The following is a 12,372-nucleotide window of genomic DNA, read 5'->3' as shown; positions in this document are numbered from 1 at the left end:
GAATATTATCTGTGAATGGTTATAATCGTGAACCTGCCGCTGGTGGAAACCTGCCAGTCGACGAGGCGACCCCGTACGAGCGAACGCACCCGAGGGCGAATGTATGAATATCCGCATGTCGGATCTGGTCATGGTTTCATTGCCTGCGTAACCTGTCCGGCATCAAGAGAGGTGATCAGATACCAGGGTGTCCGGCACTATGCCGGAGCGTGTACGCAGGCGACTTGCCTTGTTGCAGAACTCACTGTTTGTCAGTTTGATCGGGAAAGACATTCCCCGTGTTGTGATTATTGATGATTGAAAATTCGAATTGATCAGGCCGTGATTGCAGAAAAGCCTGGTGAAGGGGGGAGAGAGGCGCGCAAGGCGCACATCTCCCGAAGATGATTCACTGACTGATAAGATCCCTAGCGCATGTGCTGCTGAGAACGACTCTCCGTGAGGAGATAACTCATTGACAGCATGGCTGACTCAATGAGAGGAAAGATAGGTGTATGGTAGCAGATCAAACGCTAAAATCAACATATTTTTATCAACGATATCAGGTGTTTTGTGAATAATGTCAACAGAGAGTCAGGTAGGTAGGGATTCTGGGCGGAAAATATTTTTGGAAAAAGTTGGTAACAACCTCACATCTGACTGAATGCGATGGGGAGTCTCAGTATCTGATTCCAACAACAATGGCAGGTTAACGCAGCTGGATGCGTATTGAAAACAAAAAGGGAGTACCGCACCGCCGTGCCCCTGGCCTCCCGAATCGTCGCCCGCAGTCATCTGCAGGAGGTCAACCGTGAAGGGATGAAACGCTATCTGGATCACCACCTATAAATCGCCGGACTCAAACAGTCGCCCTTCGACAGCCAAGCCATCACCGCGATCTACCAGGGCTCCGGAGGGCTGTTCCGCAAGGCCAATCATCTGGCACGGGGAGTACTGGTGGCAGCTGCCGGTGGAAAATCCCAGGTCGTTAAAAAAACGGCGACGTGCAAAAAACTAACCGGAAATCAATGGGAATTGTTGGGTAAAATCTGTGCAGATTGTGTTTTTGGTATTAAATTATTAAAAACATTGACTGTATTGAATTAAGTGATTTATAAGATGGCTCGCCAAGACAACCGAATACAGTTTCATGTCGCCGAAAGGGTAAAGCACGGGTAACCGTGTGGCACAAAGCCACCATCCAGAATGGTCTGGATAGCGGGGCTGTCGAAGTGACGGATGATGACCTGTCCGATATGCCAAAACCCACCGACTCCTGCTGGTGGGTTTTGTGTTTGGGTGGTTTGGGCGGTTGAGATTTGATGCGTTTGTACGCGAAGGAGATGACATGAACGGTGGGAGCGAGAAAAAGTCGTTGTTGTTGGAAGGTACTGCTTCTAGTGCAAATTGGAAGGTCAAATGGTTTCATATACTGTACCCGGAATACCCCTCCAAATGAGGTGGGCGGCATGATGGTACTCAAAATATGGTGGTCGATCCGTAGTTTCTGGATAAGCATTTTTATATTACTTTTATTTTCGTTATGGTTAGGTCTCCCGACATACAGGAAATGGAAGGTAGATAGACTAGTTGATGAACTCTGCACCAAAGATGGAGGCAGTAAAGTTTATGAAACTGTGATTTTGCCAGTTGAAAAATTTGATGGATTAGGGCTTGTTTATGTGCCGCCACAAAGCGATGTTAAGCCCACCGACGAATATTATGAAACAAACAAGATAACTTGGATTATTCCAGAAAGTAATAAGTTTGGTAGCCTAGATTTATTTAGATCACATACAAAAATATATAGAATTGCTGATGGCAAACTTATTTCTGAACATGTGTCATATGCCCGGAGAGGTGGCGACCCAATATTGATACCTGTACATCCATCTTCCTATAGCTGTAAAGATAAATCTCAATATTATAAACAACCATTTATTAAACATGATAGGGTAAAAAATGAGCCAACTAAGTGAACTGTCAAAACAATCCGATCTCGCTTTTGCTACATATGCTGTATTTGATGGGACTAATACCAATAGAGATGCCCTCAAAAAAGCTGGCATGACGGAAACCCAAGCCACAATTTTTCTCAGTAAATACAAGATAATTGCCCAATGTCCCGAAGACATAACAGGTTCTTCAGCCACAGTCTTTGAGGAGATCTCGACAGGCAAACGTTATCTTGCAGTCCGTGGCACAGAAAGTGTTGGGGACTTGATTGTTGACGGAATCCTGGCGCTGGGTTTTCCTTCCTATTGCAATCCGCAGTTCACAAGACTATGCGGCCAAGTCAGTCAGTGGCTTGCTAATGGCACGTTATCATCAGGTTTTAGCGTCACAGGGCATTCATTGGGTGGATATCTGGCAGTTGCAATAGGTACCTGGTTTAGTGGGCAAGCAAACGGCGTTTACACCTACAATGCCCCCGGGTTAGGCAGTTTAGTTGGTAATGCACTCGATGCCTTCCGTGCAGCATTTGGTTTGTCGAATCTCACTCTTGTAAACGGCATTACCAATGTCCGCGGTACGGCAGGTATTTCGCTCATTTCCGGGATAGGTACTCAACTCTCGCCACCTCTCTGTGTAGAAACAGAATCAAGCCTTAACCCGGTTGCTAACCATAGTATAGTAGGATTGACTGATTCCCTTGCGATTGCCAATTTATTCAGCAAGTTGGACCCCAGTATAGATTTGGCTACAGTCAACACCATTTTGCAAAGTGTGAGCAATACTAGTGGCTCCACTCTTGAGGCAGCGCTTGACTCTATACGCAAACTGCTTGGTCAAACCGATACTACGCCCAATAATAACCGTATTCAGTTCTACACCAATATCTATACCCTGCAAAATAATTCAACTTTCACAGCCCTCCAAGGCAACGTCACAATAATCTCTTTAGAAAACAAAACAGTAGATACCATAATAAACGCCGCCTCTGCCAACAATGTAGCCAATGGCATTCCTCAAGCTTACCGCTACGCACTGAAAATGCTGAATCCTTTTATAGTAGCAGGCGCAGACTACAGCCAGTTCAATCTCAATGGAGAACTTGATCTTTACGATCAGGCCACTGGCAAAGGACTATCTGAATCCTGGATATCTGACCGCGCACAGATGCTTTCCTGGATGATACAGGCCAACACACAGGATATATCTACACTTCCTGCAATTACCGGTGATGGCCTCGCCACCATATACTCCGACTGGACTAGCGGCAAGGAAGTCATTTTGCGGAACGATCCTATTCAATCCCAACATAAAGTCATATTTGGCCGCGATAGCGACCAACGTGATCTCATTATGGGCGATAACTTCTCGGATCGATTGTACGGTGGAGGTGGCGATGACATAATTGTCGGTGGAAAAGGTGATGACTATCTGGAAGGTGGTGCTGGTAACGACTCCTACTTTATTAATACCGGAGATGGCACAGACACCATTGAAGACAAACAGGGCGACAACACATTCTTCGTCAACGGAAACATCTGATGCTTCTCATACAGCAGTCCGATGGTTCTTACAAAAACCCTGATGGTAAAATAACTGCAACAATCGAAAACACCGATCTGATAGTACGAGACGCAGCCACCGGTAAAATAATTGCCATCCTGAACAAGGATTTCCAGGACGGAGACTTCGGCATCCATCTTAAGGAATCCCTTTCCATATCCACTACCAACACGATAACCGGCGACCTTACCCCCGTAGCCGCTAACAGCAATGAATACCAGTACGATGCCCTTGGTCAGGCACTTCCCGGAAATATCAGAACCGATGCTCTTGGAAATGCAGTCTGCGACCTCAATACCCCTTCCCCCGACAGAAACGACTACATCTACGACAGCACAGGCAGCGACCGCATTCAGGCTGGCGGCGGAGACGATGTCATCTGCGCCAACAAGGGGGGCAACGACATCCTCGAAGGTGGTGCTGGCGCTGATATCGTCTCGGACTTCGGTGATGGTGACAACAAACTCTTTGCGGACAGCTACGGTGAGATGGATGTTCTTATTAACTCCGGAGAAACAGCCGCAAGCGTTGCTGAAAAGGGAGATCTGCTATCTGCGGGCAGCGGCAATGATGAACTCTATGGTTCAAACCGTAACGACGCACTGTTCGGTGGCGGTGGGGAAGACCTGATCGTAGGCGGTGGTGGAGACGACGCAATCCTGGCAGATTACAACCTTACCTCTGCCCAAAAGACCTGGAATGCCACCGTATCGCAGAATCCCTACGGGATTAATTTTACCAACGTGGTTTTTCAGGAGGCAACCGCAGGCGGTGCAGACAATATCTACGCCGGAACCGGCGACGACTTTGTCTATGCTGGTGGTGGAGATGACAACATTGATGCCGGAACCGGCAACGACATCGTATACGGAGAGGATGGGAACGACTTCATAACCGGCGGTGCGGATGACGACGTGCTTGTCGGTGATTCTGACTGGCTTGCGGCAAATCTGCATGGCAACGATTACATCGACGGCGGCGATGGCAACGACAAAATTGCCGGCTTGGGCGGCAACGATGTACTGTTCGGTGGCTCAGGCAACGATGAACTTCAAGGCGGTGCCGGCGACGATTACCTGGATGGTGAAGCAGGGGATGATCAACTGTTCGGAGAAGGCGGTAACGACCAATTGTTCGGCGGCGACGGCAATGATTACCTTGACGACACGGAAGGTGACAACTACCTCGACGGCGAAGCCGGAAACGACGAAATTTGGGGCGGCAGCGGCATCGACCAGCTTATGGGTGGCGATGGTGATGACGAACTGCATGGCAATGCCGGTGACGATTATCTCGATGGTGAAGCAGGCAATAACACTCTTTTTGGCGGTGACGGCAACGACACATTGCTGGGGGGAGACGGCAATGATCAGATTCAGGGCGATGCCGGCAATGACTACATAGATGGTGGTTCCGGTACGAACACCCTGATTGGTGGTGACGGAGACGACGAAATTTATGGCGGCAGCGGTGATGACCAGCTTCAGGGGAATCTCGGGATCGACTATCTGGATGGCGGCGAAGGGAATGATGTAATTGACGGCGGCGACGACAACGATCAGCTCTTCGGCGGCGACGGCGACGATTGGCTGCAGGCTGGCAGCGGCGATGACTATCTGGATGGAGAATCCGGCAACGACACGTTGTTGGGTGGTGCCGGTGCTGACCAGATTTTTGGTGGTGAAGGAAATAACAATCTTCAGGGTGATGCCGGAAATGACTATCTGGAAGGAGGATCGGGTAATGATCTGATTCTCGGCGGTGACGGCGATGACACCATAGTGGGCGGCGATGGAGAGAACCGTCTGGAGGGCGGCGGCGGGAACGATACTATCGAAGGCGGCAGTGGTGTGGACATAATCCTCGGGAGTGACGGCGCCGACACAATTTACGGGAACGGCGGCGACGACCAGTTGCACGGCGATGCGGGTGACACCGCTTCGGGCAACGACGAGCTGTATGGCGGCGACGGCGATGATCTTCTGGTCGGCTATGGCGGCAATGATACATTGGTTGGCGGGGCAGGCGACGACACCTATGTCTTCAATCTTGGTGATGGTGTAGACACCATTCAAGATACCGCCGGCGAGAGCGGCATCGAAAACACCCTGTATTTCGGCGCAGGCATAACAAAGGATGACCTGGCGTTTGTCTGGCAAACGGATAGCTTGAGAATCAACGTCGGCACAGGCGGCGACGCGATCATACTCAGCAACTGCACGCAGAACGATCCGACAGGTGCTTTACCGGTATACTCACTTGAGTTCGCTGACGGGTCCCAGAATTTATTGATTAACTTTTTGTATGCAGGGATAACGCAAACCGGTACTTCTGGCGATGATACAATGGTCGGCGCCGCCGGATGCGACACCTTGAATGGCGGCGATGGCAATGACACTCTGGATGGTGGTACCGGGCACGATACGCTTGATGGCGGCGTCGGCAACGATGTGCTCAGTGGCGGCGCCGGCAATGATATCCTCACTGGCGGGGACGGTGATGATCTGCTGGCCGGCGGTATAGGTAACGACACCTTGAACGGTGGCGCCGGTAACGATACCTATCTGTTTAACCTTGCCGATGGGCAAGAAACTATTGTTGAGCCGGGCTGGAATAGTGTGGATACCCTTCGTTTTGGGACAGGAATTGCCGCAAGCGACATTACCTTGAGGCGTTTGGGATATGATCTGTATCTTGGTATCAACAACAGCAGTGACCAGATAAAGATTCAAGGCTGGCGATATTACGAGGGGTGTGATTCCTGGGGATATTCAATTAAACAAGTTGTGTTCGCTGATGCCACCGTCTGGGATGGCGCATATATCCAGTCTCTTCTGGATGATCTCCCTATTATTGGGACAGAGGGCAACGATTTGTTGCGTTCCTGGAACCAAGGTCATGACTATGCACTCTATGGACTGGGCGGGGATGACACGCTTTCAGCGCTTCGTGAAATCAACCGGTGGGATTCATGGTCTCCAAGCCAGGAATTCGCTTTCAACAATTCCTCCACGCACATAACCATGGATGGGGGGACCGGCAATGACACCCTGAGGGGGCACGCGGGAGACGACACCTATATTTTCAACCTGGGTGACGGGCAGGACATGATCGACGAGGGCGCCTACTACCTGGACTTTAGCCATTCCGGAAGAATTTATTTTGGCGGCGGGTTTGACACCCTACAGTTTGGTGAAGGGATAGCCGCGAGTGACATCAGCCTGACCCGTTCTTATCACAGTCTGATATTGCACATAAACGGGACCGGCGATCAGGTAACGCTTCTGGGCTGGGGGAACAATCAGGGCTTTGACGAGAGCGTTGTCGATAGTCGCATCGATCAGGTGACCTTTGCCGACGGTACGGTATGGAACGCTGCATATATCTGGTCTCGATTGGCGGGGGGGACCGTTGTCGGGACAAACGGCTACGATCACCTGTACGCCTGGAGCCTTGAAAACGCTACTCTTCAGGGGCTGGCCGGTGACGACATGCTGGAAGGGAATAAGGGTAACGACATTCTGATTGGCGGTCTGGGCGCGGATACCATGCAAGGCGGCGTAGGCAACGACACCTATGTTTTTAACCTGGGCGACGGGCGCGATGTGATAACCGAAGGCGGGGGCAGTCTGGATACCATTCGCTTCGGCGAAGGAATTGCTCCCGACGACCTCACCTTCAATCGTAGCGGATATGATCTCGTCTTGAGCATCAACGGTAGTGACCAGGTGACGGTTCAAAATTGGGGAAATAATGTAAATGCCCGGATCGAACAGATCGAGTTTTTCGACGGAACAGTCTGGGATACGGCGTATGTTCTCTCACGGGCAAACCTCCCCGTTGTTGGTACGGTCGGCAGCGATTCATTGTCCGCATGGGCAGGCGAAAACAGTATCCTCCAGGGGCTGGCAGGAAATGATGCGCTTTATGGCGGGACCGGCGACGATACATTAGACGGTGGCGCCGGCAACGACACCACAAATGGTGGAACCGGAAACGACACCTATCTCTTCAACCTGGGCGATGGGCAGGATACGATCTCCGAAGGTGGGGGTACTCTTGACACCATCCGTTTCGGCGCCGGCATCGCTCCCGAGGACATCTCCTTCAGCCGTAGCGGATACGATCTGATGCTGAGTATCAACGGAAGCAGCGATCAGGTGAGAATTAAATCCTGGAGCGGCGGGGAAGGTAACCGCATTGAGCGGGTGGAGTTTTCCGGCGGCACGGTCTGGGATGCGGCGTATATCCAGTCCATGGTAGCAACGGTTCCTCTTGTCGGGACAAACGGCAACGATATTCTGCAAGCCTGGCCGGATGAGAATGGCGCCATCCAGGGGCTTGCGGGAGATGATGTCCTGTATGGAAACAACGGCAACGATACTCTGAACGGTGGCGTTGGCAACGACACGCTTTATGGAGGCAACGGCAACGAGAGCTATCTGTTCAACCTGGGCGATGGGCAAGATACGATCTCCGAAAGTGGGGGTACTCTTGACACCATCCGTTTCGGCGCCGGGATTGCCCCGAGTGACCTCACCTTCAGCCGCGACGGATACGATCTGATAATGAGCATCAACGGAAGCAGCGATCAGATACGGATACAGAATTGGGGCGCCGGGATCTCCAATCGCATTGAGCAGGTGGAATTCTCCGATGCCACGGTCTGGGATGTTTCGTATATCGAAGCCCGGCTGGCGGAAGTCGCCATTGCCGGAACGGACGATAACGATACTCTGCAGGCTTGGGTGGGCGAAAACACAATCATCCAGGGCCTGGCGGGAAATGATGCTCTTTTTGGAAACAGCGGTAATGACACCCTGGTCGGCGGAGCCGGCGATGACGCTCTGAATGGCGGCGCAGGCAGCGATACCTATCTGTTCGGCAGAGGGGCGGGCCACGATGTCATCAACAATTATGACACCGGCGCCGGAAAGACGGATGCGCTGGTCCTGGCCGATGACCTGCATGCGACGGATATCGACATCAGGCGAAGCGATTCCAATAGTGACGACCTGGTGTTGACCATCAGGGACAGCGGCGACCAGGTAACCATTGTCAACTGCTTGGCCGGTAACCAGTATGCGCTGGACGTGATCCGGATTCCGGCCGACAACCTGACGTACACTATTGAGGATATCAAGAGTTTGCTCCTGAATGGGAGCAACGCGGATGATACCCTGATCGGCTACGCCACGGCGGATACCATCTCCGGTTTTGGCGGCAATGACGCCATCTACGGGCTTGGCGGCAATGATATACTGAGCAGCGGTGATGGAGACGATATCCTGACCGGCGGCGCAGGTGATGACATTTTGTCCGGGGATGCCGGCAGCGACACCTATCTGTTCAGCCCGGGGTCCGGCCGTGACACCATTTACAACTTTGACGCAAGTAGCGGCAAGACGGATGCCCTGGTGCTGGGCGAAGGTCTGCGTGCCGCGGATATCGACATTTCGCGGACGAATGACGACCTGACGATTGCCATCCTGAACAGTAATGATCAGGTGACCATCGCCAACTATTTCTCCGGTGATGGCCACGATGGCCATGCGGTGGAGGAGATCCGGATTCCTGCCGACAATCTGGTCTACAGCATTGCGGATATCAGGCAACTGGTTCTTCAAGCGACTGATGGAGACGACTCTCTGATCGGGTATGCCGGCGATGACGTCATCTCCGGGCTGGGGGGTAATGACTTTATCGCTGGCCGGGGCGGCAACGATACCCTAACCGGTGGTCTGGGTAACGATATCCTCGACGGAGGAACCGGCGCGGATGTCATGGATGGTGGGCTTGGCGACGACACCTATAGTGTGGATTCAGCGGCTGACCAGGTTATTGAAGCCGTGGATGGCGGCAATGACTCGGTCGAGACCGGTATAACCCATACTCTGGCCTCCAATCTGGAAAACCTCATTTTGACCGGTGCCGCTGATGTTAACGGTTTTGGCAATGACCAGGATAATGTCCTGACCGGCAACAGCGGCAACAATATTCTTGATGGCGGATTGGGAACCGACACCATGGAAGGCGGTGCCGGCAATGACACCTATTACACCGACACTCTGGGCGACAGGATTGTCGAGCAAAATGGCGCGGGCATAGACACGGAGATCCGCGGTTTTGATACAAACTATCTGTTGACCGCTAACGTCGAAAATCTGACGCTCACCGGATCGGCGATTTACGGTAACGGCAACGAACTGGACAACGTTATCACCGGTAATGAAGCTGACAACAACCTGTGGGGCGCTGAAGGCAACGATACCCTGATCGGCGGCGCCGGCAATGATGCCCTGTTCGGAGCCGGGGGGCAGGATGTGCTGATCGGCGGGGCTGGCGACGATTACTATGAGGTAGGCGACGCTGGTGATCTGATACTAGAGGCAGCAGATGAAGGAGATGATTTTGTCCGTTCAACCGTCAGCTATACCCTCTCGGACAACATTGAGCGGGCTGCGGTAGACGGCATGGACGACCTGACCCTGACCGGCAACGGGCAGGACAACGGTCTGTGGGGTAATCAGGGTAACAACCTGCTGACCGGCGGCCAGGGTAACGATTACGTTGAAGGCGGTGCAGGCGACGACAACTATGTCTTTAACAGGGGGGATGGCCAGGACACGCTCAACGCCACCGATATGGTTGACGCCACGGATACGCTGCGTTTTGGCGCGGGAATACTGGATACCGACGTTATTGCCAGTCGCAACGGCGATCATCTGGTTTTTACCATCAAGAACAGCTCTGATTATGCGGTAGTCATGAACCATTATGCTGCCGGTGCGAACGGAGAGGATAACGCGATCGACCGGGTTGAGTTTGCCAACAACGTGGTATGGGACGCCGCCATGATCCAGGCGGTGGTAGACCGGGCAAACAATAACCATGCCCCCACGGTCAACAGTTACCTTCCTACGTTGCAGGCCCGGGCTGGCAGCCTGTTTACCAGCGTGGTTCCGGTTGATACCATCACTGATCCCGATAGCTGGGACTCGATTACGTACAGGGCTGAAATGGCTGATGGTTCCGCTTTGCCGGACTGGCTTGGTTTTGACTCTGTGACCCGCACGTTTTCCGGGACTCCGGGCACAGGCGATATAGGTTCTCTGCAGTTTATTCTCTGGGGTACGGACAACTACGGTTATGCGGCAGGTGAGTATGTAACCATCACCGTTGGCCAGCCTAATCACTCTCCCACGCTGGCTACACCACTGGCAGACCAGAGCGGATCGGAAGGCGCAGCCTTCAGTTATACCGTGCCAAGCACGGCTTTTACCGATCCGGACAGCGGAGATATGCTTACCTATAGCGCTGCCAAGGCGGACGGAAGCGCGTTGCCGTCATGGCTTTCCTTCAACCCCAGTACCCGCACCTTCAGTGGCACCCCTCCTGCCGGCTCAATCGGTACGATCAGTGTCATGGTAACGGCGGTAGACCCGTGGAATATGACGGCTTCAGACGTCTTCGACCTGGTGGTAAGCGTTCCGAAACTTACTCTCACCGGCACAAGCGGCGCGGATACCCTGACCGGGGGAGCTGGCGATGACACCCTTAGTGGTCTGGCCGGAAATGACATGCTGGTGGGCAATGCCGGGAATGACAAGCTGGATGGAGGCGCAGGCAACGACACCATGCTGGGTGGTCCGGGCAACGATATCTACGTAGTGAACAGTACCAGCGACATAGTGACCGAGAACGCCAATGATGGCATCGATACGGTGCAGTCAAGTGTCACTCTGACCCTGGGGGCCAACGTCGAAAACCTCACACTTACCGGTACATCAGCGATAAATGGCACGGGCACTACGCTTGACAACATGCTCACCGGTAACAGCGCAATCAACACCCTGACCGGCGGTGCAGGCAACGATATTCTGGATGGTGGTGCGGGCGCCGACAAGCTTATAGGCGGAGCTGGTGATGATATCTATATCGTCGACAACACAGCGGACGTAATAACCGAGAACGCCAATGAAGGCACGGATACGGTGAAATCCGGCGTGACCCTGACCCTGGGCAATAATGTGGAAAACCTGACACTTACCGGTACATCAGCGATAAACGGCACGGGCAACACGCTTGACAACATGCTTGTCGGCAACAGCGGCACAAACACCCTGACCGGCGGGGCTGGTAACGATAGGCTGGACGGTGGCGCAGGTGCGGACAAGCTTATAGGAGGGGCAGGCAATGATACCTATTTTATCGATAACAGCAGCGACACTATTACCGAGAATGCCAGCGAAGGCACTGACGCGGTCAACTCATCAATCACGTACACGCTAGGCGCAAACCTGGAGAACCTGACCCTTGTCGGTACTTCGGCCATAAACGGCACCGGCAATACCCTGAACAATGTTCTCATCGGTAACAGTGTTGTAAACAGCCTCAGTGGTGGAACCGGCAATGATACGCTGGATGGGGGGGCAGGCGCAGATACTCTCACCGGCGGAGCCGGCAACGACACCTACCTGCTGGGGCGTGGTTATGGGAACGATATAATCGTTGAAAACGACGCTACCTCCGGCAACACCGACGTAGCGCAGTTCAATGCCGGTATTGCCACTGACCAGCTCTGGTTCCAGCATGTGGGCACTAACCTGGAAGTCAGCATCATCGGAACCAGTGACAAGTTCAGTATCCAGAACTGGTATTCCGGTTCCGCATGCCATGTGGAACAGTTCAAAACTTCGGATGGAAAGGTGCTGCTGGACAGTCAGGTGGATGCTCTGGTGAACGCCATGGCCTCTTTCACCGCTCCGGCTGCTGGGCAGGTTACCTTGCCGGAGAACTACCAGACCGCACTTGCGCCCATAATCGCGGCCAACTGGCAGTAAGCTTCTATTGATTCCGCCGATGGCGTTACCGTTG

General features: G+C 52.9%; 4 protein-coding genes and 1 riboswitch. All 4 genes read left to right on the top strand.

Annotation, left to right across the window (positions count from 1 at the left end):
* Positions 1–936 precede the first annotated feature (936 nt).
* Positions 937–1,086 carry a hypothetical protein gene (locus PPRO_RS20950; RefSeq protein WP_157040001.1) on the top strand — a complete coding sequence of 50 codons (150 nt, stop codon included), beginning with the start codon at positions 937–939 and terminating at the stop codon, positions 1,084–1,086.
* A 46-nt stretch (positions 1,087–1,132) separates the two neighbouring features.
* A riboswitch (cyclic di-GMP riboswitch) is annotated at positions 1,133–1,211 on the top strand.
* 237 nt (positions 1,212–1,448) lie between these two features.
* Positions 1,449–1,958, top strand: a complete 510-nt coding sequence (locus PPRO_RS20945) for a hypothetical protein (RefSeq protein WP_157040000.1) — start codon at positions 1,449–1,451, stop codon at positions 1,956–1,958.
* A complete protein-coding gene (locus PPRO_RS21665) occupies positions 1,942–3,474 on the top strand; it encodes an alpha/beta hydrolase family protein (protein ID WP_011736233.1) in 1,533 nt (510 codons plus the stop codon). The genes PPRO_RS20945 and PPRO_RS21665 overlap by 17 nt, the downstream gene beginning before the upstream one ends.
* On the top strand, positions 3,474–12,338 hold the full coding sequence (locus tag PPRO_RS11740; RefSeq protein ID WP_011736232.1) for a calcium-binding protein: 8,865 nt from the start codon (positions 3,474–3,476) through the stop codon (positions 12,336–12,338). Before PPRO_RS21665 ends, PPRO_RS11740 begins: the two co-directional genes overlap by 1 nt.
* The last annotated feature ends 34 nt before the right edge of the window (positions 12,339–12,372 follow it).

Origin of the sequence: Pelobacter propionicus DSM 2379 (assembly GCF_000015045.1) — a bacterium.
GTDB classification, from domain to species: Bacteria; Desulfobacterota; Desulfuromonadia; order Geobacterales; family Pseudopelobacteraceae; genus Pseudopelobacter; species Pseudopelobacter propionicus.
This window is presented reverse-complemented; position numbering and strand designations above follow the sequence as displayed.

Bases quoted from the DNA above. Each gene is read 5' to 3' on its own strand.
- PPRO_RS11740 (WP_011736232.1), top strand. From the start codon at position 3,474: ATGCTTCTCATACAGCAGTCCGATGGTTCTTACAAAAACCCTGATGGT.
- PPRO_RS20945 (WP_157040000.1), top strand. From the start codon at position 1,449: ATGATGGTACTCAAAATATGGTGGTCGATCCGTAGTTTCTGGATAAGC.
- PPRO_RS21665 (WP_011736233.1), top strand. From the start codon at position 1,942: ATGAGCCAACTAAGTGAACTGTCAAAACAATCCGATCTCGCTTTTGCT.